Annotated in this window: 31 protein-coding genes; 14 read left to right on the plus strand and 17 right to left on the minus strand. The window is 38.8% G+C overall.

The annotated features are described in order from the left end of the window. Positions 1 to 2: 2 nt before the first annotated feature. From mgtE to H4J69_RS05065, 12 genes are all read right to left on the minus strand, one after another. On the minus strand, positions 3 to 1,361 hold the full coding sequence (gene mgtE / locus H4J69_RS05010; RefSeq protein WP_182214634.1) for a magnesium transporter: 1,359 nt from the start codon (positions 1,359 to 1,361) through the stop codon (positions 3 to 5). A 119-nt stretch (positions 1,362 to 1,480) separates the two neighbouring features. After that, on the minus strand, positions 1,481 to 1,756 hold the full coding sequence (locus tag H4J69_RS05015; protein WP_070374887.1) for an HPr family phosphocarrier protein: 276 nt from the start codon (positions 1,754 to 1,756) through the stop codon (positions 1,481 to 1,483). A gap of 13 nt (positions 1,757 to 1,769) precedes the next feature. Further along, positions 1,770 to 2,624 carry an RNase adapter RapZ gene (gene rapZ / locus H4J69_RS05020; protein WP_182176378.1) on the minus strand — a complete coding sequence of 285 codons (855 nt, stop codon included), beginning with the start codon at positions 2,622 to 2,624 and terminating at the stop codon, positions 1,770 to 1,772. 31 nt (positions 2,625 to 2,655) lie between these two features. Next, positions 2,656 to 3,111: a PTS IIA-like nitrogen regulatory protein PtsN gene (gene ptsN, locus H4J69_RS05025; protein WP_182229930.1), complete on the minus strand. Its 456-nt coding sequence runs from the start codon at positions 3,109 to 3,111 to the stop codon at positions 2,656 to 2,658. A gap of 45 nt (positions 3,112 to 3,156) precedes the next feature. Next, positions 3,157 to 3,444, minus strand: a complete 288-nt coding sequence (hpf, locus tag H4J69_RS05030; RefSeq protein ID WP_146798691.1) for a ribosome hibernation promoting factor — start codon at positions 3,442 to 3,444, stop codon at positions 3,157 to 3,159. A 23-nt stretch (positions 3,445 to 3,467) separates the two neighbouring features. Further along, entirely contained in the window at positions 3,468 to 4,976 is a 1,509-nt protein-coding gene (locus H4J69_RS05035; protein ID WP_182221193.1) for an RNA polymerase factor sigma-54, read from the minus strand. A 79-nt stretch (positions 4,977 to 5,055) separates the two neighbouring features. Beyond that, positions 5,056 to 5,787 carry an LPS export ABC transporter ATP-binding protein gene (gene lptB, locus H4J69_RS05040; RefSeq protein WP_070374882.1) on the minus strand — a complete coding sequence of 244 codons (732 nt, stop codon included), beginning with the start codon at positions 5,785 to 5,787 and terminating at the stop codon, positions 5,056 to 5,058. Further along, entirely contained in the window at positions 5,784 to 6,326 is a 543-nt protein-coding gene (gene lptA / locus H4J69_RS05045; protein WP_070374881.1) for a lipopolysaccharide transport periplasmic protein LptA, read from the minus strand. The genes lptB and lptA overlap by 4 nt, the downstream gene beginning before the upstream one ends. Continuing rightward, positions 6,307 to 6,873, minus strand: a complete 567-nt coding sequence (gene lptC / locus H4J69_RS05050) for an LPS export ABC transporter periplasmic protein LptC (protein WP_182214628.1) — start codon at positions 6,871 to 6,873, stop codon at positions 6,307 to 6,309. The genes lptA and lptC overlap by 20 nt, the downstream gene beginning before the upstream one ends. Further along, positions 6,870 to 7,415: a 3-deoxy-manno-octulosonate-8-phosphatase KdsC gene (gene kdsC / locus H4J69_RS05055; protein WP_182244172.1), complete on the minus strand. Its 546-nt coding sequence runs from the start codon at positions 7,413 to 7,415 to the stop codon at positions 6,870 to 6,872. Before kdsC ends, lptC begins: the two co-directional genes overlap by 4 nt. A gap of 1 nt (position 7,416) precedes the next feature. Beyond that, positions 7,417 to 8,382: a KpsF/GutQ family sugar-phosphate isomerase gene (locus H4J69_RS05060; protein ID WP_182176371.1), complete on the minus strand. Its 966-nt coding sequence runs from the start codon at positions 8,380 to 8,382 to the stop codon at positions 7,417 to 7,419. Positions 8,383 to 8,425: 43 nt separating this feature from the next. After that, entirely contained in the window at positions 8,426 to 9,409 is a 984-nt protein-coding gene (locus H4J69_RS05065; RefSeq protein ID WP_182176370.1) for a calcium/sodium antiporter, read from the minus strand. Between the two features lie 316 nt (positions 9,410 to 9,725). Here H4J69_RS05065 and mlaF point away from each other — a divergent pair, with 316 nt between their 5' ends. The 10 genes from mlaF (at position 9,726) to H4J69_RS05115 (ending at position 16,426) form a co-directional block, all read left to right on the plus strand. Next, a complete protein-coding gene (gene mlaF / locus H4J69_RS05070; RefSeq protein WP_182244171.1) occupies positions 9,726 to 10,532 on the plus strand; it encodes a phospholipid ABC transporter ATP-binding protein MlaF in 807 nt (268 codons plus the stop codon). Further along, positions 10,532 to 11,308 carry a lipid asymmetry maintenance ABC transporter permease subunit MlaE gene (gene mlaE, locus H4J69_RS05075; protein WP_070374875.1) on the plus strand — a complete coding sequence of 259 codons (777 nt, stop codon included), beginning with the start codon at positions 10,532 to 10,534 and terminating at the stop codon, positions 11,306 to 11,308. Before mlaF ends, mlaE begins: the two co-directional genes overlap by 1 nt. A gap of 55 nt (positions 11,309 to 11,363) precedes the next feature. Next, entirely contained in the window at positions 11,364 to 11,831 is a 468-nt protein-coding gene (mlaD, locus tag H4J69_RS05080) for an outer membrane lipid asymmetry maintenance protein MlaD (protein WP_070374874.1), read from the plus strand. A 29-nt stretch (positions 11,832 to 11,860) separates the two neighbouring features. Further along, positions 11,861 to 12,493, plus strand: a complete 633-nt coding sequence (locus H4J69_RS05085; protein WP_182214626.1) for an ABC transporter substrate-binding protein — start codon at positions 11,861 to 11,863, stop codon at positions 12,491 to 12,493. A 37-nt stretch (positions 12,494 to 12,530) separates the two neighbouring features. Continuing rightward, positions 12,531 to 12,845: a lipid asymmetry maintenance protein MlaB gene (locus tag H4J69_RS05090; protein WP_182176367.1), complete on the plus strand. Its 315-nt coding sequence runs from the start codon at positions 12,531 to 12,533 to the stop codon at positions 12,843 to 12,845. Positions 12,846 to 12,857: 12 nt separating this feature from the next. Beyond that, the gene (locus tag H4J69_RS05095; protein WP_070374871.1) at positions 12,858 to 13,115 is read left to right on the plus strand and encodes a BolA family protein; all 258 of its coding nucleotides are present in this window, start codon (positions 12,858 to 12,860) and stop codon (positions 13,113 to 13,115) included. A gap of 28 nt (positions 13,116 to 13,143) precedes the next feature. Further along, a complete protein-coding gene (gene murA, locus H4J69_RS05100) occupies positions 13,144 to 14,406 on the plus strand; it encodes a UDP-N-acetylglucosamine 1-carboxyvinyltransferase (RefSeq protein ID WP_182214625.1) in 1,263 nt (420 codons plus the stop codon). Positions 14,407 to 14,683: 277 nt separating this feature from the next. Next, complete coding sequence (locus H4J69_RS05105) at positions 14,684 to 15,133, plus strand: SMI1/KNR4 family protein (RefSeq protein WP_182229933.1); 450 nt, start codon at positions 14,684 to 14,686, stop codon at positions 15,131 to 15,133. Next, positions 15,123 to 15,725, plus strand: coding sequence for a flavin reductase family protein (locus H4J69_RS05110; RefSeq protein WP_182214623.1), 603 nt, complete (start codon positions 15,123 to 15,125; stop codon positions 15,723 to 15,725). The genes H4J69_RS05105 and H4J69_RS05110 overlap by 11 nt, the downstream gene beginning before the upstream one ends. Before the next feature lie 140 nt (positions 15,726 to 15,865). Further along, positions 15,866 to 16,426, plus strand: a complete 561-nt coding sequence (locus tag H4J69_RS05115) for a TrmH family RNA methyltransferase (protein ID WP_182244170.1) — start codon at positions 15,866 to 15,868, stop codon at positions 16,424 to 16,426. A gap of 43 nt (positions 16,427 to 16,469) precedes the next feature. On the opposite strand, the gene H4J69_RS05120 is transcribed toward H4J69_RS05115, so the two are convergent. Together H4J69_RS05120 and H4J69_RS05125 are read right to left on the minus strand one after the other, a co-directional pair. Next, entirely contained in the window at positions 16,470 to 17,558 is a 1,089-nt protein-coding gene (locus tag H4J69_RS05120) for an endonuclease/exonuclease/phosphatase family protein (RefSeq protein ID WP_182244169.1), read from the minus strand. A gap of 177 nt (positions 17,559 to 17,735) precedes the next feature. Beyond that, a complete protein-coding gene (locus tag H4J69_RS05125) occupies positions 17,736 to 17,927 on the minus strand; it encodes a DUF3185 family protein (protein ID WP_070374865.1) in 192 nt (63 codons plus the stop codon). Between the two features lie 440 nt (positions 17,928 to 18,367). Between H4J69_RS05125 and H4J69_RS05130 the strand changes: the two genes are divergently transcribed. The 4 genes from H4J69_RS05130 to H4J69_RS05145 are packed head-to-tail and all read left to right on the plus strand — an operon-like array spanning position 18,368 to position 20,724. Then, a complete protein-coding gene (locus tag H4J69_RS05130) occupies positions 18,368 to 19,330 on the plus strand; it encodes a CsgG/HfaB family protein (protein WP_182176361.1) in 963 nt (320 codons plus the stop codon). 11 nt (positions 19,331 to 19,341) lie between these two features. Further along, the gene (locus H4J69_RS05135; RefSeq protein WP_182244168.1) at positions 19,342 to 19,647 is read left to right on the plus strand and encodes a hypothetical protein; all 306 of its coding nucleotides are present in this window, start codon (positions 19,342 to 19,344) and stop codon (positions 19,645 to 19,647) included. Positions 19,648 to 19,663: 16 nt separating this feature from the next. Beyond that, positions 19,664 to 20,020, plus strand: coding sequence for a DUF4810 domain-containing protein (locus H4J69_RS05140; protein ID WP_182176359.1), 357 nt, complete (start codon positions 19,664 to 19,666; stop codon positions 20,018 to 20,020). A 5-nt stretch (positions 20,021 to 20,025) separates the two neighbouring features. Next, the gene (locus tag H4J69_RS05145; protein ID WP_182244167.1) at positions 20,026 to 20,724 is read left to right on the plus strand and encodes a GNA1162 family protein; all 699 of its coding nucleotides are present in this window, start codon (positions 20,026 to 20,028) and stop codon (positions 20,722 to 20,724) included. Positions 20,725 to 20,849: 125 nt separating this feature from the next. Here H4J69_RS05145 and H4J69_RS05150 read toward each other — a convergent pair whose 3' ends face one another. From H4J69_RS05150 to H4J69_RS05160, 3 genes are all read right to left on the minus strand, one after another. After that, entirely contained in the window at positions 20,850 to 21,998 is a 1,149-nt protein-coding gene (locus H4J69_RS05150; RefSeq protein ID WP_182218053.1) for an ABC transporter permease, read from the minus strand. Continuing rightward, positions 21,995 to 22,963: an ABC transporter ATP-binding protein gene (locus H4J69_RS05155; protein ID WP_182244166.1), complete on the minus strand. Its 969-nt coding sequence runs from the start codon at positions 22,961 to 22,963 to the stop codon at positions 21,995 to 21,997. Before H4J69_RS05155 ends, H4J69_RS05150 begins: the two co-directional genes overlap by 4 nt. Next, positions 22,960 to 23,871: HlyD family secretion protein (locus tag H4J69_RS05160; protein ID WP_182251924.1), on the minus strand; the 912-nt coding region annotated here is incomplete at its 5' end. The genes H4J69_RS05160 and H4J69_RS05155, both read right to left, overlap by 4 nt.

The raw sequence follows: 23,871 nt of genomic DNA on the forward strand, positions 1-23,871 counted from the left end.
GTTTAGGTTAGGAATAAAGTTGCAGTACCTAAGAAAGCGAATATTCCAACCACATCGGTAATCGTTGTTAATATCACACTACCAGCGAGAGCAGGGTCAATATTCATCCTTTTCAAAAACAGCGGGATAGCGACACCAGCGATACCAGCAGCGGTTAAATTCATTAACATTGCAAAGGCTATAACGCCACCAAGCATTAAATTTTGTTGCCAAATAGCCACAACACCAGCAATTAATACCGCCCAGATAACGCCATTAAGAAAACCAACAGCAAGTTCTTTCTGAATAAGTATTCTCGCATTTGAGTCGCCAACATGGCCTAGCGCAATGGCGCGAACAACCAGTGTTAAGGTTTGGTTACCGGCAACACCACCCATACTAGGCACTAAAGAATTTAAAATAGCTAAAATAGCCAGTTGGCTTAAAACACCTTCGAACATACTCGATACAGCAACAGCAAGTAGTGCGGTAATGAGATTAACGCCAAGCCAAATAGAGCGTTGTTGCGTGCTTTTTAAAACCGGAGCAAAGGTATCTGCCTCTCCATCTAAACCCGCCATACTCATCATCGAATGTTCGGCATCTTCACGAATAATATCGATAACATCGTCTATCGTGATACGACCAAGCAAACGGCCTTCATCATCAATCACTGGTGCAGAGAACCAATCAAATTTTTCAAAGAGTTGTGCTACGTCACTATCAGACAAATGCACTTGAATTGCTTCGATATCTTTATCAATGAGTGTTGAGACGATAATTTCAGGTTTGGCGGTAATTATCGCCGCTAGAGAAACGGCGCCAATAAAGTGATTTTTACCATCGACCACATAAAAAGAATCGGTCGCTTCAGGTAAATCACCTCGTAAGCGTAAATAGCGCAATACCACATCAACCGTTACATCGGGACGAATTGTTATGGTATCGGTGTTCATGATACCGCCAGCGGTATCTTCTTCAAATGATAACGCTGCTTCGACTCGACCTCGGTCTTGCGAGTCCATAGCACTTAATACTTCTTGATAAACACTATCGGGTAGAGTACGTAAAACTTCAGCTAAATCATCAACATCCATGCCTTCAGCAACGGCGGCTAATTTTTCAGGGCGGATAGTTTTTAAAATGCCTTTTCGAACTTCCTCATTGAGTTCTTCAAGTACTTCACCGTGATTATCAGCGTCGATAAGTTGCCATAAAACGGCACGACTTTTCGGGTGAGATGACTCTAATATTAAAGCAATATCATAAGCTGGCATGTTCTGTAGTAATTTTCGAACGTGCACAAACATTCCGCTACCAAGTGCTTTATTGACTTGTTGCAGGCGTTGATGATTTTGTTGTTGCTCTGATATTTCCGGCATAAAGTTTTCCTGTGCCGCAGTAATACGAAAATTATATTGTTTATATCTTAGTCAAGATGCGCTGGCTAAGGTGTTGTAATGAATGATAACGTAACTTTATTTTTTATTCAGTCTTTTTATCATTCGTCTTCATCAAATTTATCAGAAAATAACTGGCATACATCGTTAAGTGCTTGTTGAGCATCTTCTCCTTGGGTAATCACCTCTACGGTTTTTCCAAAGCCACCGGCCAGTAACATTAACCCCATAATACTACTGGCATCAGCTTCTTTGCCCTCTAAGCAAATAGTAACGTTAGCATTAAGCTTTTGGCTTAACTGGGCAAGTTTAGTGGCAGCACGTGCATGTAATCCCAGTTTATTGCTAATGGTTAATGATTTATTATATTTTGGCATACAGTGACCGTTATTAAGTGCTTTGTATTTTAATATCGCGATGATGAGACTGAACATCTTCGCGTTCTTTTCTAAGATTGTTTGCTAATATTTCTGCAATATAAACCGATCGGTGTTTTCCACCCGTACAACCAATGGCGATAGTAATATAGCTGCGATTGTTTCTTTCTAAGTGGGGTAACCACGTCATCATAAAACTGTTAATTTGCCAGATAAATTTAGTGACAATCGGTTGGCTAGCAAGAAAGTCTCGCACGGGTTGATCTAAACCGGTAAAACCTTTTAAGTCTGTTTCCCAAAAAGGGTTAGGCAGAAAACGGGCATCAAAAACATAATCTGCGTCTTGTGGTACACCGTGTTTAAAGCCAAAAGATTCAAACACCACCACCATAGATGCCGAGGTTTTGCCTAAAATTCGCTCACGCACTAAATCAGATAATTGATGAGGTGATAACTGACTGGTATTAATATACAAACCCGCACGCGTGGAAATAGGCTCAAGCAGCTTTTTCTCTAAAGAGATGGCTTGGTCGAGTGGGATATTTTGTTTAATCAAAGGATGTAAACGACGCGTTTCACTAAAACGTCGAATAAGATCAGAGTCATCAGCATCTAAATACAGAATATCGAGTTTTACTGTTTTTGGTAGATAATCTAATATTTCTGAAACGTCATTAGGATCATTGGGTAAGTTACGTACATCTAAACTAACCGCTACCTTGTCGTAATCATTAATAACGGTATGTGCTAATGCAGGCAATAAATTCACCGGAATATTATCGACACAGTAGTAGCCTAAATCTTCGAGTACACGTAAGGCGACACTTTTACCTGACCCTGAGCGACCACTGACTATCAAGAGTTTCATTTGAGTTTTCCTGGATTATTATTAGATTTTATTAACGTTTAGCATGCTTTATTAAAGTAAAAAGCTCTTGCGAATTTTGGCATTTTCTTACTTGCTTTGCGAACTGTTTAGTACTAAATATTTGCGCAATACTTTGTAAGGTATCTAAATGTTGTTGGCAGTTTTCTTCGGGGACAAATAACGCAATAATAATATCGACAGCACGGTTGTCTATCGCATCAAATTCAACGGCTTGTTCACTGGTCAGCAATACAGCAATAACTTGTGACGTGTTAGTTAATCGACCATGAGGAATCGCAATGCCATTTCCTATGCCGGTAGAGCCAACTTTTTCACGCGCCATTAAGCTTTCGAATAATTGATGAGTATCAATATTATCGAATTTTTTTGCCGCAGTTTCGCTAATTATTTCAAGGAGTTTTTTTTTGCTTGTACCCTTAATCGCACACAGGGTGCAATCAAGGGTAAGGATATCTTGCAACTTCATTATACTACTTAGATTCTTTGGTGAGTGAACAGGCGATAAACAGCATTAATGCTGATTCGTTTTACCTTTGTACTTCAATATTTGCCGGTCAAGCTTAACAACAAGACTATCAATAGAGGCATACATGTCAGCATTTTCAGCTTTTGCATGTAAATCAGAGCCACTAACGTGAACAGTCGCTTCAGCAATTTGATTTGATTTTTCAACGGTGAGAACAACATGAACATTATTGATATGATCAAAATGTCGGCTTAATTTTGCCATCTTAGTCGTGACGTTTTCTCGTAAAGCTTCGGTAATGTCAACATGGTGGCCAGAAAGATTAATTTGCATAAGCTTAATTCCTCATCTTTTCGTTAAAGTAAACTTTTTCGTTGGTTAGAAGGTGGAATAGAAAGTGACTCTCGATATTTTGCTATGGTGCGTCGAGCTACATTTATCCCTTGATCGGCTAATAAATCAGCCATTTTACTATCACTAAGTGGTTTTGCTGGGATTTCGGCAGCAACAAATTTTTTGATTAATGCACGAATAGCTGTTGATGAGCATTCGCCACCGCTTTCGGTGCCAACATGGCTTGAGAAGAAAAACTTCAGTTCGAAAATTCCACGTGGCGTATGCATGTACTTTTGTGTCGTCACTCGTGAAATGGTTGATTCATGCATATCGACAGCTTCGGCAATATCATTTAAAACCATTGGACGCATGGCTTCATTACCATGTTCAAAAAAGCCAATTTGACGTTGCACAATACAGTTTGACACTTTTAATAAGGTATCATTACGGCTTTCTAAGCTTTTAATAAACCATTTAGCTTCTTGTAAATTTGAGCGAATAAATTGTGTGTCAGCTGTCGACTTCATCGAACGTGACATCGAAGCATATTGCTGATTCACCGAAAGTTTTGGCGCAGTATCAGGATTTAATTCAACCACCCAACGGCCATTTTTCTTTTCAACAGAAACATCAGGAATAACATACTGATCGTCACTCTTCATCACACTATCGCCGGGTCTAGGGTCAAGTGATTGAATAAGACGCACCACTTCGCGCAGTTGCTCTTCTTTTAGTCGAGTTTTACGCATTAATGTACGATAGTCTCGGCTACCCAGCAGATTAATATGGTCACGCAAAACTAACTTACTTTCTGCTAACCAAGGTGTAGCGGGGTCAAATTGATTAAGTTGAATGATTAAACATTCTGAAATAGAACGAGCAGCGACACCGACAGGATCAAAGAGGTTAATACGTTTTAGTACCACCTCAATTTCATCAAGCTCTACTCCTTCAATGGCAACACTTTCTAAAATGTCTTCACTAGATACCGTTAAGTAACCGGCGTCATCAACAGCATCAATAATTGCTGTCGCTATAGCGCGGTCTGTTTCGGTAAAAGGGCTTAATTCCATTTGCCAGCGCAAATGATCTTGAATGGAGTCTTGAGTCTCGCCTTGGTAAGTATAATCTTCTGAAGCTGGGCCTGAGCTTGAACTTGCTGCACCGGCCGTGTAGTTATCATCCCAAGTGGTATCCATGTTTAATTCTTCAGGGATATCGTTCTTGTCCATGGCTTCAGTGGTGGTGATTTCATCAATGGTAGGCGTAGCGTCTTCGCTACCATCAGAAGCAGGGGCTTCTTTAACATCACCAGTACCGGCAGTGTGAGCTTCTTCAAGGTTGTCAGTACTTTTATCTTCGGGATTATTTGAAGACTCATCCATTTCTAATAATGGATTACTTTCTAAGGCTTCCTGAATTTCTTGTTGAAGCTCTAACGTAGACAGTTGCAGCAATTTGATTGCTTGCTGCAATTGTGGCGTCATGGTTAATTGTTGTCCTATGCGGAGTTGTAGAGTAGGGCGCATTTAGGTCATTAACTTCCTATTATTTTTAATGGGATATTTTCGTTTTTTTCATACGAAGATACTATTCATTTACTGACTACTATAGCGTGAATTGTTCACCAAGGTATACATCTCTTACGTGTTGATTTGCAAGAATTTGATCTGCAGTACCTTCTGCAATAAGTTCACCATGACTAACAATATACGCATGTTCACATACATCGAGAGTTTCACGTACATTGTGATCAGTGATCAACACACCAATGCCACGTTCTTTTAAGTGTAGAATAATTTTTTTAATATCACCTACTGAAATTGGGTCAACACCAGCAAAAGGTTCATCTAATAAAATAAATTTTGGTTCAGCAGCTAATGCGCGAGCAATTTCTACTCGGCGGCGTTCACCACCAGATAAGCTCATGCCTAAATTATCTTTGATATGACCTATGTTGAATTCTTCAACAAGATGTTCTAATTTCTCTTCACGTTCAGCATCTGATAATTCTTTTCGTGTTTGTAAAATAGCCATAATATTGTCGTAAACACTGAGTTTTCGAAAAATAGAGGCTTCTTGTGGTAAATATCCGATGCCTTTTCTCGCACGCTCATGCATAGGCGCTAACGTCAGGTTTTCGTCATTTAAGATAATATCGCCACTATCACTTTCAACTAAACCCACAATCATATAAAAAGAAGTTGTTTTTCCGGCACCATTTGGGCCCAGTAAACCGACTATTTGTCCTGCTGAAACTTGCATACTGACATTTTTAACCACTTTTCTGCCTTTATAGGCTTTGGCAAGGCCTTTTGCCATTAGGGTGCTAGTGCTCATAAATTAATTTTTTCCTGAGTTTTCGCGTCTGTGGTTGTCGCTTTAATTTTTTCTTTCGGCTGAAAAATCGTTTTAGTGCGTTCGTTAGATTTACTTTCAGCATTGACATACTGAGTGGCAATATTGTAAGTAATTCTACTGCCACTAACCTCACTACCTTCTTGCTGTAATAACGCATTTCCTGAAATTATCACTAAATTATTTGCGGGCTCATATCTTATTTCGTCTGCTTGTAAGCTAAGAGGAGTGCCATCGGCTAAGGTTTGTTTAAAGGTTGCTGGCTTCCCTTTAGCGATATAGGTTTTTTCTTCACTGCCAGATTGAGTCAGCACTTGTACTAAATCAGCACGTATAACTAATGAACCTTGAGTGATCACCACGTTATCAATATAGCTGAATATTTTATTTTTAAGATCAACGGCTTGTCTTGAAGCGTTAATTTCAATCTTTTGTTTTATATCAAATTTTTCAGCGAAAGCTGACGAAAATAGCGGAGTTGATAACAATAAGCACAGTAGGCTATTTTTTAACAATTTCATAAATTGATTTCACATGTTTAGTTAGTGTCATTTGGTTGGTGTTTAAGTCGACAATTAAACCTTTACCATCGATGGTAAATCCTTTACCGATAATTTTAATTTCTTGTTCTGAACTTATGATGTTAGTTTTTAGATCAAGTTCAAAGTATTTTCCTTGAACTTCTTGTAATAAGCTATCGGGATCTGTTGCTAACAGGCGGACATGCTTTGCTAATTTTACCCGGTTGTTATTGTATAATATGCCTTCATTGGCAGATATTTTCCATGCGGGCGCATCATTTTTTGGATGAAGTGTGTATTGAGGAAACTCAAAGTTGGTAATACTTAACTCAGGGTAATGTTCCATACGATGGGCATCAACAACATAAGCTAAGCTTCCTTGATGTTTATAAACATTACTGTGTAAATTTTCGGCAATAAAATCAGGGGTCAGCGTCTTATCAATCGCTTGTAATTGTGGTGCTGAGGAATTTCTCCATTCAATTATACCGTAAACGCCTCCCGCAATTAGAAAAAACAACAAGGTTAAACTATAAAGTCGATTCATATACTCGCACCCGAAGCATTTGCTAAGGTGTTTTGGCTAAGCATGATTAAATCGCATATTTCTCGAACAGCACCAAAACCGCCATGGTTAAAAGTGGTGTAATTTGCGATAGATAAAATACTTGGGTGGGCATCTTGAACAGCAATACCCAAGCCTACAGCGTTGATACACTCATAATCAGGCATATCATCACCAATATAAGCAATTTCCTCGAGGGATAGCTTTAATTGCTTAGCCATCGTTTTCAAGGCGGGTAATTTATTTTCTTCACCTTGCACTATATATTTAACATTTAAGGCTGACATACGTGTTGCGACAATATTTGATGTTCTCCCGGTGATCACCGCTACATCGACACCGCTGGCGCCTAATGCTTTTATGCCGTAGCCATCTTTAGTGTGAAAAGCTTTTAATTCTTCACCATCGTTACCCAAATAAATACGGCCATCAGAAAAAACGCCATCAATATCACATATCAGCAGCTTTATTTTTTTCATGGTATTGAATGCTGTGTCAGTAATTTCGCCATAGAGTGTTTGCATATTAGATAAGACCTGATTTTAGTAAGTCGTGCATATTCATTGCGCCAATAGGTATATTATTGTCATTAACAATAATTAAACCATTAATTTTTTTGTCTTCCATGATTTTTAAGCCTTCGGCGGCTAGCATATCTTGATGAGCCACAGTGGGATTTTTTGTCATCACTGATGCAATAGTATCAAGATGTATATCAATACGTTCATCAAGAATACGACGTAAATCTCCGTCAGTGAATAAGCCTTGTAATTGACCACTCTCGTCGACTACCGCCGTCATCCCCAAACCTTTTAATGATACTTCAACCAACGCATCCTTAATTTTAGCATTAGCATTTACAGTTGGTAAGCGCTCACCACTATGCATTATATCGCTAAGACGTAGTAATAGGCGTTTTCCTAAACTACCACCGGGATGAGAGAGTGCGAAGTCGTCAGCGGTAAAGCCGCGAGCATTTAATAAGGCAACAGCGAGTGCATCACCCATTACTAGGGTTGCTGTGGTACTTGATGTTGGCGCTAATCCTAGTGGACAAGCCTCTTGTGAAACAGCAACACAGACATGGGTATCGCCTAGTTTTGCTAAGGTTGAGGCTGGATTCCCCGTCATCGCAATAAGTTTAGCGCCAATACGTTTTATGACTGGCACTATTGCTAACACTTCACTGGTTTCGCCCGAGTGCGAAATAGTTAACACGACGTCATCACCGGTTATCATACCTAAATCACCGTGACTTGCTTCACCAGGGTGAACAAAAAAAGAAGGTGTGCCGGTGCTCGCCAGCGTTGCAGCAATCTTGCCACCGATATGGCCTGACTTGCCCATGCCAGCAATAATAACCCTACCTTTACAGTTAAACATTAACTGACAGGCATATTCAAAGTTCTCATCAATGTACTGGGCTAACTCTGCAATAGCCTGTTGTTCTATGTGAATAACGTCTAACGCTAGTTGTTTGAAATCGTTCATTATTAGCCCGTTTTTATTTTGTAAATTGCTATTATAGTGTTTGTTATTGCTTTATTTGACTAAAAAGTAGCGCTTGATAAGCGATAAAAGCGCCTATTAATAACAAACCTTTTAAGCGGCCAATGCAAAACTTTCCGGCACGACGAGTAAAACACAGTATAAATAATAATACGGTAACGCCAAGCATGTAAGGAGCGTCACGTGCTGCGGCATCTGAATCTACTTCGCCCGGTGCAATTAAGCCAGCGAGCGAGAGTACGGCCAAAATATTAAAGATATTAGAGCCAATAATACTCCCTAGCGCTAAATCATCTTCTTTCTTGATAATACTCATAATACTTGCAGCAAGTTCTGGCAAGCTTGTGCCAACGGCAATAACGGTCAAACCAATCACTAAGTCACTTATGCCAAATGCTTTAGCAATAAAAACGGATGAATCGACCAGGTAGCTAGCACTCATAGGTAAGAAAATAATACCAACGACTAGCCAAAGTAAAGATTTAGGTTTGCTAACCGCGTCAGGCACTTCTTGTTCAGCTTCAATGATCAATGGATCATCAATTGGCCGAGTTTTAGAGGCTCTTATGGTGATAAAAAGTAACGCAAATATATAAACAAAAAAGCCGATCATCAGTGATAAGCCTTCGTTAAAGCCAAAGTAATCGTCAGAAAGCATCCAATAGGCTAGGGCGGTAACAATTAAAATTAATGGAATTTCTCGTCTTACCGTTGATGAGGATACGTTTAAAGGTTGAAATAATGCCGTTATACCCAGTACCAAAGCAATGTTAGTAATGTTTGAACCGATTGCGTTACCGATAGCTGTATTATTGTTACCGTCTAAAGATGCTGTCGCTGCAATCATCATTTCTGGAGCAGATGAACCCATGGCAACAATAGTTAAACCAATAATCATCGGTGAGATACCAAAATTTCTTGCTAATGATGAGGCACCAAAAACAAATTTATCAGCACTCCATACCAGAGTAACAAGTGAAACAAGTAAAATTAGAATCTGTAATAACATTAAGGGCTCCTATATTAAGAGCGTAAATTGTCGCTGGTTGCGAAGCAAAAACAAAGAGAAATAATCAGATCTTGGTAAAAAAGTGCCCAAAAGGCGGTTTTTTTACATGCCATTGTTAAAAAATAGCCAAAGTAAAAATTTCATTAAAGCAAAAATATATCTTCTGAGAGTAAAATCTTACACTTTATTACGTTTTTACACGCTTTCTTACGATTTTTATTTACATTTTTAACGCAATTTTAATGACGTTTTTTGATTGCTCAGGTAAAATTCACCTGACTTTAATAATAACAACCAGTGACGTTATATAAATCTTATGCCTGAAAACTTGGTCGATATCCAGAACCTTACGTTTAAACGTGATGAACGAGTGATCTATGATGATATTAGTTTGTCGATCCCTAAAGGAAAAGTTACCGCGATAATGGGGCCAAGTGGTATTGGTAAAACCACCTTATTACGTTTAATTGGCGGTCAACTCAGACCCAATTCAGGTAAAATACTTTTTGACGGACAAAATATTCCAACATTATCACGCAGTGCACTTTATGAAGCGCGTAAACGTATGAGCATGTTGTTTCAAAGTGGCGCGTTATTTACCGATATGAGTGTTTACGACAATATTGCTTTTCCGATGCGCGAACACAGTACCTTGTCAGAATCGTTAATTGAAAAAATGGTATTAATGAAACTTGAGGTCGTTGGTTTACGCGGTGCACGAAATTTAGCACCTGGCGAACTTTCTGGTGGCATGGCACGAAGAGTTGCCCTTGCCCGCGCTATCGCCTTAGACCCTGAACTTATTTTGTATGATGAGCCTTTTGCGGGACAAGACCCTATTTCAATGGGTGTTATTGTTCGTTTAATAAAAGATTTAAATGAAGCATTAGGTTTAACCTCAGTTGTGGTCTCACATGACGTTACAGAAGTAATGAGTATTGCCGATTACATTTATATTATTGCTGAAAAGAAAATTATTGGTCATGGCACACCGTCAGAGATAAGTAAGCAAACATCACCACTGGTGCAACAATTTATTCAAGGTGAAGCTGATGGTCCCGTACCATTTCATTTTTCTAGCGCCCCTTATCAAGATGAATTAATGGGTAAGGAGCCTAAATAATGAATAGTTTACAAAGTTTAGGGCATAACATTATTGCCACGATTACGGGATTAGGGCGAGCAATAGTTTTATTACTTTCTGCATTGCTTCATGTGCCGAATGTACGTAAAGGCTTTCCTCTATTGGTGCAGCAGTTATATTCTGTTGGCGTACTTTCACTGATGATAGTGGTGGTATCCGGTTTATTTATTGGCATGGTTATCTCTTTACAAGGCTATACTATTTTAGTGGGCTATGGTGCTGAAGGCAGTTTAGGACCTATGGTCGCACTATCTTTACTCCGTGAATTAGGCCCTGTGGTTGCGGCACTATTATTTGCAGGACGTGCAGGCTCGGCATTAACCGCCGAAATTGGTTTAATGAAAGCAACAGAACAATTATCAAGTTTAGAAATGATGGCAATTGATCCGTTACGTCGTGTGATTGCACCAAGATTCTGGGCAGGGTTTATTAGTTTACCTTTGCTAGCCGCTATTTTTTCTGCCGTAGGGATATTAGGTGGTCATCTCGTCGGTGTTGAATGGTTGGGCGTAGACAGTGGTACATTCTGGTCAGTGATGCAGGCTCAAGTTGATTTTCAAAAAGATATTCTTAATGGGGTGATAAAATCGGTTGTTTTTGCTTTTGTTGTCACTTGGATAGCTGTTTATAAAGGTTACGATTGTGTACCAACATCAGAAGGTATTAGTCGAGCGACAACTTCAACAGTTGTACAATCATCATTATTGGTTTTAGGGTTAGATTTTGTATTAACAGCATTAATGTTTGCGAGTTAATGTTTGCTGTTAGTTAATTTTTATAATAATTTTTATTTTAGGTTTGGTGGAAGACATGGTGTCGAAAAAAATTGAGTTAATGGTAGGTTTATTTGCAGCAATAGGTATTGCTGCGTTGCTTATGCTTGCGCTGAAAGTTGCTGATAGCGGTATTTCCGGTAATAGTGAGACATATCAACTTTATGCTAAGTTTGATAACATTGGCGGTCTAAAAGTTCGTTCAGCGATAAAAGTGGGTGGTGTTGTTGTCGGTCGTGTTAGTCATATTACCATCGATGCAAAAGATTATACGCCGGTAGTCACTTTAGATATTTATACACAGTATATTAATTTTTCAGAAGCAACGTCGGTCTCTATTTTAACCGCAGGTTTGTTGGGTGAGCAATATGTTGGCTTACGACCTGGTTTTGTTGATGAATCGGTAGGCACGCTAGTTCCAGGTGACTTTATTGAAGATACTAAACCCGCATTAGTATTAGAAGAATTAATAGGACAATTTTTATTTAGTCAAGGAAGTGACTAGCAGGTTTACCAATGGAGAGTAGTAATATAATGAAAAAATTATTTACAGTAATAATCGCTTTAGCATTAATGGTGAGTATTAGTGCAACAGCAAAAGCGGTTGACAGTAAAAATCCGTACGCGATGATCGAAACGGTAGCGAAAGTAACGTTTAAACGTTTTTCTGACGAACAACCAGAGATTCGTAAGAACCCTGAAATATTGAAAGATATCGTTCGTGAAGAGTTGATGCCTTACATTAATTACCGATATGCAGCATTGAAAGTTATCGGTTTTAAAAACTTTGAACAAACAACTTCGCAAAGCAGAGCTGATTTCGTTGATGTTTTTAGAGAGTATTTAGTTACCTCATATGCACAAGTCTTTACCTTGTATAAGCAACAAGAAGTTGAATTTGAACCAGAAAGAGACTTTGATGACGCTAAGGTTGTTGCTGTTAGAACCTCGGTTTTAGACCCAGGTAGACCACCTATTGATATTTCATTTCGTGTTAGAAGAAATACCACAACCAATGAATGGAAAGCTTACGATATGGTCGCCGAAGGTGTTAGTTTGCTTGATAGTAAAGAAGCAGAGCTTAGCGGCTTAATACGTCAAAAAGGTTTGCCATACGTTACTGAAATGTTAAAAGAAAAAAGCGATCAAAAAATCGTTTTTAAGTAGCGTTAATAGGCTATTTCTGTGAAGATTAGGAATTGAAGTGAAGAAAATTAGTTTTATTGAAAAAGATTCCCGAGTAGTTTTTAGTGGTGAATTAACCTTATTAACTATTGATAATTCATTTGAAAAAAAATCAAAAGCTTTGATTAAATCAGGGGTGTTAATCTTTGATTTGTCAAATGTTTCAAAAGTCGATACGGCTTGTTTAGCTTGGCTACTTGCCATGCTAGAATTAAGTAATAAGACTGACTGCCAATTAACTTTTGATAATTTACCAAAAGATTTAATTAAATTAGCTCAGTTAAGTTGTGTTGATATGTTCTTACCAAAAACTGATAGTACGCTTAATCAGTAACCGGAGATAAATGTGGAAGTTTCAGATATAGAAAAATTACTTAATGATGCCCTTGAACTTGATGAGTTACATGTTGCATTTGATGGATCACAATGCAAAGTGATTGCGGTTGCAGACTTTCTTGGTGAATTAAGCCGTGTAAAGAAGCAACAAGCAATATATGCACCTTTAGCAGAGACTATAAAAGCGGGTGCAATTCATGCGGTATCGATTAAAACTTTCACAACGTCAGTTTGGCAGCGTGAAAAAATGTTTAATCTTCCGCTTTAATTTTTCATAACCAAATAAGAATATTCTATTGGATGCATTTAAAATAACAGGTGGTACGGCCCTAAAGGGTGAAGTAACCATCTCGGGCGCAAAAAACGCCGCTTTACCGATATTAATGTCAGCACTTCTCTCTAAGACACCTATTACATTTAGTAACGTTCCTAAGTTAAATGATATTGAAACGACGATTAAATTGCTAAGTCAATTAGGTGCTAAAGCTCATTGGTCTGGTGACAATGAATTAGTTATCGATGCAAGTACCATAGATCATTGCCGTGCATCGTACGAGTTAGTTAAAACTATGCGCGCATCTATATTAGTTTTAGGTCCGTTATTGGCGCGTTTTGGTCATGCTGAAGTTTCTTTGCCCGGCGGTTGTGCTATTGGCGCAAGACCAGTGAATTTACATATTCACGGTTTAAAGTTAATGGGCGCAGACATAGACGTTGAAAATGGTTATATCATCGCTCGCAATAATGGGCGTTTAAAAGGTGCGACCATTTTTATGGATACGGTAAGTGTTACCGGCACTGAAAACTTGATGATGGCTGCAGCATTAGCTGACGGTATTACCACGATCGAAAATGCTGCCCGCGAACCAGAAATTGTTGATTTAGCTAAGTGCTTAAACGCTATGGGCGCTAAAATTTCTGGCGCAGGTACAGATACACTGAGCATAGAGGGTGTTGCCGAGTTATCAGGCACACAGTATCGTGTTATGCCAGATCGTATTGAAACAGGCACTTTTTTAGTGGCTGCTGCGGTTACTCAAGGCAAGGTTAAGTGTTTAAATACAGATCCTAAAGCTTTAGAAGCGGTTTTAAGTAAGTTACAAGAAGCTGGCGCAGAAATTACCTCCGGTGATGATTGGATCGAGCTAACGATGAATCAGCGACCAAAGGCGGTTAATATTCGCACTGCTCCTCATCCTGCTTTTCCTACGGATATGCAAGCACAGTTCGTGACAATGAACGTAATTGCAAAAGGTATGGCAACGACAACAGAAACTATTTTTGAAAATCGTTTTATGCATGTTCCTGAACTACAACGCATGGGCGCTGATATTAGTCTCGAAGGCAATACCGCTATTTCTTGTGGTGTTGAATCACTAAACGGTGCGCAAGTAATGGCAACAGACTTACGTGCATCAGCAAGTTTAGTGATTGCTGGCTTAGTGGCGACCTCAGAAACACAAGTTGACCGTATTTATCATATTGACCGCGGTTACCAAAATATTGAAGATAAACTACAAGCACTTGGTGCGAATATTACGCGCATTAAAGCGAGTTAGTCTGAAATTAAGATAAAAGATACGATTGATTAAAGCACCTTTTTAGGTGCTTTTTTTATCGCTCAATATAATGAATGGCTTAGCTGCATATTATCAGTGTTGTTATTTTGCTGAAATAACCAGATAAGTAAACTCGTTACGCTATTAATTAGCAATACCCTATTCTCTTAAACTGCTAGAATGCGACGTTATAGGTAAGCTTGAACAAAGCACGATAAATTGGCAAGTTATAAAGTGTTCAATACAAATAACACAGTAACAGAATGAGAGTATCCAGATGAATAGCATTGATCTTTTTGTAAAAAATTGGGGCAGTAAAAGCGCCATGGTACCGATAGCCAGTGAGGATATAACCGAGCTAGAATTAAAATTATCTGCTTACTTGCCTGATGCATATAAATATTTGATTTCGACTTACGGTTTGGTACACACGCCAAATGTATTAACTAAAATCTGTGATTTAGGTGTCGATATTACCGAAGTACAAGATTTTTTAAGCCTTGATGATGTTTTTTCGCTCTCAAAGTTATATGAAATGACCGGTATGCCAAAAGGCCATATCTTGTTTGCATCTGATTGTAAGGGCAGTATGTTTTGCTTCAAACTTAGTGATTGTGCACACAGACAAGCAGACAGTGCAGTATGGTTCTATGATCACACGGCGGTAACGGTTAATCAGGTCGCTAATTCTTTTACAGAATGGCTGGAGGCGTTTAATGAACTTTGATATTACAGAACTTGGTGTTCAGGAAAAATATCGCCTACTCAATGGTGGTGTTACACCAAGACCAATCGCTTGGATCAGTACACGTTCTAAAGACGGTGTTGACAATCTTGCTCCTTACTCTTTTTTTACGGTGGCCAGTTGTAATCCTCCGGTACTTCTCTATACGCAGGTAACGCAACGCAGTGGTCTTGATAAAGACACCTTACAAAACTTAAGAGAAACGGGTGAATGTGTTATCAATATTGTAAATAGCTCATTATTGGCCCAAATGAACAAAACAAGTGCCAGTATTAGTCTCGATGAAAGTGAGTTTGACTTTGCAGGGGTTGATAAAATAGGTAGCTGTAGCGTGGCACCATTTTCGGTTAAAGCGTCGCCAATTCGTTATGAATGCACATTAAGAGAACTTATTACTCTCGGTGATTTACCTGCTGGAGGAACGCTTGTGCTTTTAGATGTAAAGTCTATTTATGTTCGTGATGACCTATACAACGAAGCAGGCATAAACCAAGTGTTAATTGATTCTGTTGGTAAAATGGGCGGAGATGGTTATAGTCTCACATCAGAATATCTAGCCCTTGATCGCCCATAAATTTACAATTAAAGTTTGTTTAAATGGTTAACCGTGACGAACTAAAAATATCAAATATCAAATATCAAATATCGACCTCATCGATTAGTCAGAATACTAATAGAATGACAGTCGTTTAGTATCTAATAAGAGCCGTTATTATGCATTCAAAAATACAATTAAGTAAAGAAGACCTCAGACAAGATAAACCGACCCGCGATGAATATGTAAAGCAGGCAAAAATCCCTTTAGTATTGGTTTTAGATCATGTCACTAATAGCTACAACATAGGTGCATTTATTCGTTTAGCGGATGCTTTTGCTATTCAAAAAATTATTGTTTGTGGCGAACTCACAATTTCAGATAAAAAATTGAAAAAGGCCTCTAGAAATGAAGCGAAATGGGTCGATATTGAATACAGTGATAGCACAACGGCAAGCTTACAATCATTAATAGACGACGGTTATACTGTTTTTGGCGTAGAACTCTGCCAGCAGTCGGTTGACTATAAAGAGATGGCATATCCCACTGCTTGTGCATTAGTGTTAGGTAATGAACGCAAGGGTGTAAGTGAAGCGGCATTAAAACTAAGCCATCATCAAATACATATTTCTATGTTTGGTATGGGTAATTCTCTAAATGTATCAACGGCTGGTGCTATCGTCTTAGCTGAGTGCGCTGATCAAATCCGCAAAATATCAGCAAATATAGTTACGAATTAACCCGTTATAAAACGTTAGCCATTAACGCAGAACGTTTATTGGCTTAACTTGTTTCACCGGGCTTTGGTACATCACCTTTACTAACATTTTGTTGTTCAGATATTTCTTGTGCCCACTTATGCTCGGCCGTGCCTGCTTTTATACCTGCTTGATTATTACAACGCAGTGCAGTAAACGATAGTTGGGTTAACAGTGGAAAATGGTCTGAACCAATTGACGGTAAACGCTTAATTTTTTGCAGTGTAAAATGTTTGCTGTGAAACAAATGATCTAAAGGCCATCGAACCAATGGGTAGTCGACATGAAAAGTGCTAAATACTCCTCGTCCAACGCGAGGATCGAGTAAACCACTAATTTTACGAAACAGTCGTGTGGTAGCAGACCAAGCAACATCATTAAGATCGCCTGTCACAATAACGGGTTGCTCACTGTCAGCAACACTTCGAGCAACAATCATCAGCTCAGCATCACGCTCTGCAGATTCATCATTCTCTGTTGGGCTTGGTGGCGCAGGATGAAGAAAATGCACTCGCACTTTATCGCCGCTACGCAACTCTATTGTGGTGTGTATTGACGGAACATCTTTTTCAACCAAATAACAGATTTCTTGTTCGGCGATAGGTAATCGTGAGAATACATGCATGCCATAGAGATTATCAAGTGGGCATTTAACGCTATAAGGCATGTCAGTTTCTAGGACGTTAAGCTGTTCTTCCCACCATAGGTCTGATTCTAGTGTGACTAGCACATCGGGCTGATGTTTTTTAATCAGTGCTATCAGTGCATCGGCATTACGATTGGGTGTCAGAACATTTGAAGTAATAATGCTAAGTTGTTTATCAGCATCACATTCAGTAGAGGTTTTAACCTCTTTGGGATAAATAAAAGTATAGGGTATTATCCAAGATAACTGCCATATCAAACATAGCGTTGTGCTAATAATCAGTGCCTGCGTACTTACTCTTTGCGGATCAAGAAAAATAAAATGGGCGAGTAACAAAATCGTTGCAAGTATAGTGAACTGTAAGCGAGGAAAATCCATACCTCTAACAATCCAATGGGGATGTCGAGACAAGGGCAAAAGGGTTGTTAGCACAGTAAACAGGGTGAAAAATATGAGTATGGTTAACATTGAAAGCCTAATCTTGTTCGCTTAATCTTAATGTCTTGCGACTGTCGATATTTTCGTGATTGATTTTACTGATGCTTATAATAGTTGAAAATATAATGGGCTATTTATTGAAATAAATAGCGCTAAGCCTAGTTTACAAGTAAACACTTATAGGTGTTTACTTGTAAAAATCAACGCTTACTTTACTCTTGTGATACCGATAACAACAGCAATAACACCACCGATCATTCCTGCCCAAGCTTCAACAGGCGTATCACCGCTTAACGTACGAGTAAGTTGAGCGCTAGCTGAGTCATAAATGTTGTAACCCCAAATCGCGACAGCAACACCAATAATGATAAGGGTAATACCAATAATTTTATTATTCATTTCTACTCCAAATATTTATAAGACGATAGTCTAATCGCGTTAATACTAACGAAAGCATATAACGCTATGTTAACAGTTTATCTACCACTTTCACCAATCAAAATATAATTCGACAATTTAATCACGCTGTAAAACGCTAATAAACTTAACATCGGCTTAAGTTATAGGCCTACAGATGAAAATTTCTCATCGAAATTCCCACTTTAAATATGACTTATAATTCATTTATACTACTTATATTGTAGTTTAGCCGAGCTGACTTACCTTATAAATGTAAGACATAACTTACATAATTAAGTGTGTATAGACTACATTTAGCCTTTTTTATACCTGTATAATATTACTCTTAAAATTTTTAACTATTTGTAGTTAATACAATTTTATCAAGAATTTAACGATACATAGAAGTATCGATATTATAAAAAAAGGAACGTACCACCATGAAAAAATTGTTAATTGTATCATCTTTGCTACTTGCATCAGGTTGTGCAACGGTAAAAGATTCAACCGTCACGGAGACGAAACAAAAAAAGGCGGCTGTTAGCCAAACATTGCAAGCGGATGTTGTCAGTAAAAAATACCTTAAGCGCAAAGTTGCGATAGGACGTTTTACTAATGAAACTAAATACGGACAAAGCTTCTTTATTGATAAAAATAATGATCGTATTGGTAAGCAAGCTATGGATATATTATCGGCTAAGTTGTTTGAAACCGATCGATTTATAATGCTTGAACGTGCAGATCTAGCGCAAGTTGAAAAGGAGCTTTCTATTGGCGGTGAGACGAGTCTCAAAAATGCGGCTGACTTTTTAATTGTTGGTTCTATTTCAGAGTTTGGCCGAAAAAACACCAGTGAAGTAGGAATTTTTTCAAGAGTTAAAAAACAAGAAGCCAATGCAACGGTAAACATTCGATTAATAGATGTATCAACAGGCCAGATAATCTATTCTGAGTCTGGTAAAGGGATCGCATTCTCTGAAGCGGGCAGTGTCATGGGCGTTGGTGATAAAGCAGGCTATGACAGTTCGCTTAATGATAAAGTGCTTAATGCGGCTATTACCGACTTAGCCTCAAATGTTATTGAAAACATGCTTGATAAACCTTGGAAATCTTACATTCTCTCTTCAGATGAAGGTAACCTAATTATCTCTGGCGGTAAATCTCAAAATATTTCTGAAAATTCTAAATTTACTGTTTATAAATCAGGTAACAAAGTTAAAAACCCACAAACTGGAATGTTTATTACCTTACCTGGAAAACCTATAGGTAACATTGTTGTGCTGACTTCTATGGGTGACACCCCAGAAAGTGAGATATCAATTGCTTCAATTTCAACAGGTGATTTTAGTCAATACATTGCATCGGGTGACTTCTCTTCGTTATACATTCAAGAAAGTAAATAAAGGATTATAAAATGAAATTATTAAAAATATCATTGTGTGTGTTTATTGCCATGTACTTAAGTGCTTGTGGTTATAACGAGGGAGTTCGAACTGCTGAGCCCGTATCATATGTTTACTTCACTGGAAATGCCGAAGGGGCAGAAGTGACAGTAGGTAAAGGAGAGGCTTTCGTTGTTGATAAATTAGGTGCACGTAACATTTATAGGGTTGCTACGGGTAAACAGCAAGTAACCATCACCAAGAATGGTGTAACAGTAGTTAACAGGATTGTACTGTTAGGTGACGGCCAGTCAAAAGAATTTAATGTACCTAAATAACAGCTAAGGACTCACAATGAAAACTAAAATTTTAATGATGGCTTGTGCGGTACTGCTAGCAACTGGTTGTGCAAGTGGCCCTAAGCCGATGTATGACTATGGTGAATATTCAGAGTCATTTTATGCAATGAAAAGGGATGCGGGTGAAATTTCTGAAGGCGAATGGAAGTTTGCGTTAGAAGATGTTATTCAACGTTCTGGTAACCAAGGCTTACGTGTTCCGCCTGGCGTATACGCCAATTTAGGTTATTTGCACTTAAAGTTAAATGATACCACAAAGGCAATTTCCTATTTTGAGTTGGAAAAAAGTGTTTATCCAGAATCAGTTATCTTTATGAATAATTTGATCAGTAAAGTTAAGGTACAGGGATAGTGATTATGTTTAATAAGGCTAGAACGTTGTTGGTTACTCTCGTTGTTGTTTTTGTTTCAGGCTGTGTCAGTAACAACCTCGTCACTAAACTAGACGAATTCCCAGAGATGTATAATGAAAAACCACGTTCATTATTAATAATGCCACCGATTAATTTAAGTACGGCAGCAGATGCGAAAGATTATTATGCGACTACGGTAGAAATGCCTATCGCGTTTCAGGGATATTATACTTTTCCATACGAGCTAACGTCAGAAATATTGAAACAAGAAGGTATTTATGATGCTGAACTTGTTTACGACATGCCACTTAATAAATTTCATGAGTACTTCGGTGCGGATGCGGTGTTATTTACCAAAATACTTAAGTGGGACACTAGCTATTTGGTTATTGCTTCAAGCTTAACCGTATCAATTGAAGCAGAAATAAAATCAACAAAAACATCTTCGACGTTATGGAAATATACCGGCACGGTTGTTGTTGATCTTAGTGGTGGAAATAATGGTGGTGGTTTAGCTGGGTTGATTGTTGGCGCAATAGCGACAGCGGTAAACACAGCAGCAGCTGATTACACCCGTTATGCAAGACAGGCTAATAGCCGGTTTGTTGGTACAGTACCGGTAGGGCCTTACCATCCTCTCTACCTTAAAGACCAGAAAGTTCAAATTCTGCAGCAAGCCTCAGAAAATAATAGTGCTAATTAACTCACTATAAATAATGCAGGATATTGTGTGATAATAAAATATAAAAGTGGCTTAGTTTCGCGCCACTTTTATATTATTTTCTTCACTCAAATATCTCAGCTTGTGCAATGAAACCATCAGGTAAGCTAGTCGAGTGTTTTCTTAAAACGCAGTGCTGAAACAAGTAAGCCAAAACAGGTAAAAGCAATTAACCATAGCATATCAAAACTCATCTCAATAACGGCAACATCACGTAATACTACACCTCTTATTAAGCGAATAAAGTGTGTCGCTGGCAGTGCTTCAGCAATATATTGTGCGGGCAGTGGCATACCTTCATAAGGGAACATAAAACCAGATAATAATATAGATGGCAGTAAAATAAATATTGTCATTTGCATTGATTGTAATTGGTTTTTAGCAATTGTTGATATAACTAAACCCAGTACTAAGCTGGCGCAAATAAACAGTAAAGTCGCAAGTGCTAGTTGGGCAAAACCGCCATTAAAGGGGACGTCAAATAGCCAATAACCTAAACCAAGAATAATACAAACTTGAATCGCACCAATAAAAATATAGGGAAATATTTTACCAATCATCAGCTCAAGTGAGCTAAGTGGTGTCGTAATTAACATTTCCATATTACCGCGCTCTTGCTCGCGAACAATGGCAGCCGAGGTAAACATTATCATTGTCATTGTTAATATCACGGCAACAAGTCCAGGCACTATATTAACCACACTTCGTTGCTCTGGATTATAAAGTAAGGTCACTTCAAACGTTGCGGTATTTCGGTTGGCGGGCTTATCTAATAACTCTGTAAGTGGCATATTACGTAAACTTTTAATACTACCTGCTATAACAGTATCAGAGCCATCAACTAACCACTGTGCTATTGGCCTGCTCGTTTCTTGTTTACTCGAGGGCGGCAAACCAAAACCTACACTTGGGTGTCGAACTAAACGCTGGCTAACGTCTTGTGGGATAATTAATACTGCACGCACTTCACTGCTATCGATGGCGGCTTGTGCTTCCTTTACCGAGTAATAACTGTGAGTAAATTTAACAATGCCGGTTGCTGCCACGGTTTGCTGTAATACTCGACTCAAAGATGTCTGACTATGATCTACAACACCAACAGGGATATCTCGCACATTAGTGTTGATGGCAAAGGCAAATAGCAGTAATTGTACTAGGGGGATCATTATGACCATGCCAAAGGTCATTCTATCGCGTCTAAGTTGCAGTAGTTCTTTTATAACAATGGCTTGGATTCTTAATAGTGATATTTTCATGACTGTGTCACCCCTTGGCCGGTGCAACTAACAAAGACATCTTCAAGACTGGGTCTAACAATAACAAGTTTAGCTGTATCATTTAAGCAGGGCTGGCGCTGTAATAATGCGATAGGGTTACTTTCTTCTTTATTCACTAATACACGTAAGTGTGTACCGAGCTGGGCGGCAGAAATCACTTGTGGCAATTTGATTAAGTGCTCTTTTATTTGACGTATATTGCTTGCGCCTACCTCAACCACCTGAGCAGCCATATTATTCATTAAGTTTTGTGGGCTATCATCCGCTCTTTTTATACCATTTTCTAAGATGGCCAGCTTATGACAACGCTCCGCTTCATCCATGTAATGCGTTGAGACTAATATTGTGGTGCCTTGATCGCAAAGATCAAATAATTGTTCCCAAAACTCTCGTCGGTTTTGCGGATCAACCGCCGAAGTGGGCTCATCTAAAAAGAGTAACTTAGGTTTATGTATCACTGCGGCGGCAAGCGCTAGCCTTTGTTTTTGACCACCACTCATACTGCCAGCAAGTTGCTGACTTTGCTGTGTTAATTGATGAGTACTTAATAATTCACTCAGTCGTGATTTTTGTTGATTAGCCGTTAGACCATAAATTCGACTAATAAATTGCAAGTTCTCTTTAACGGTAAGATCCTCATAGAGAGAGAACTTTTGTGTCATATAGCCAATTTTCATTCGCAGTTTATTGGCCTCTTGCGGTAAATGAGAACCCAAAACGTTAACCTGACCACTCGTTGGAATTAATAAACCGGTCAGCAATCGAATTGCCGTGGTTTTACCTGAGCCATTGGGACCTAAAAATCCGTAAATAGTTTGCTTCTCTACAGATAAATCTAGCGCAGATATTGCTGTTAATTCGCCAAATTTTCGAGTGAGCTTTTGTGCGCTTATCGCAAAAGAGCTATTAAGATTTTTTTCTTGGCTATCGTTTAAGTGCTTCATGGCATTATAACTTGCGCTGGCACACCCATTGGCAGCTCTGCAGCACTATCAGGTAATTGTATTTCAGCCAAATACATAAGGTTTGCACGCTCTTCTTGGTTTAATGCAAAGTAAGGGGTAAAAGCAGGTTCAGAAGATATCCAGCGCACAGTACCAATAATCGTATCTGTTAAACCATCAACTTGTACGGTTAATTTATCAGCGACTTTAATTTTTACTCGGTAGGGTTCTGGCACATAGACACGTGCAAAAGGAGCACGTCCCGCTAATACAATTGCTACGGGGCTACCGAGTGTGACACGTTCACCGAGGTTCCATGGAAGATTGTCTAATAGACCATCACGTTTTGCGGTAATGGTTAAATCATTGAGTTTTTTATTTTCACTGTCGAGTACCGCAACCGCGGTTGCTAAAATAGCTTCAGCTATTTGTAAGTCCTCGATACGAGCACCATTAATTAGTTGTAATAGTTTTTCTTGAGCGCTGTGTAATTTAGCTCTATTTTCATCGCGTAATGCAAGGGAGTTTTCGAGCGTTACCTGACTAGATAATGCTTGCTTTATCAGTATTTGAGTGCGTTTATAGTCTGCCTCACTTTTGATCAGTGCGGCTTTCGCGCCCTCGACTTCTGCAGATGCCGCGGCAACTTCTTCTTTACGCGCACCATTATGTACTTTTTCTAAGTTAGCTTTTGCTTGTTGCATCTGAGCTTGAGCTTTAGCAACGAACGCTTTTTGAAGGGTGTCGTCTAGCCTAACCAATATTGTACCTTCAGTAACTTGACTACCTGCACTAACAGGTAATGCCGTGATAACTTCACTCACTGTTGCTGTGTGCGCTATGCGTTCTCTTTCTAACGTACCTAAGGCAATACCTGGTTTTTTGTTATCACAACCGCTAAGTGTTGC

The sequence above is a fragment of the Colwellia sp. BRX10-9 genome, from assembly GCF_014077405.1.
GTDB lineage: Bacteria > Pseudomonadota > Gammaproteobacteria > Enterobacterales > Alteromonadaceae > Colwellia_A.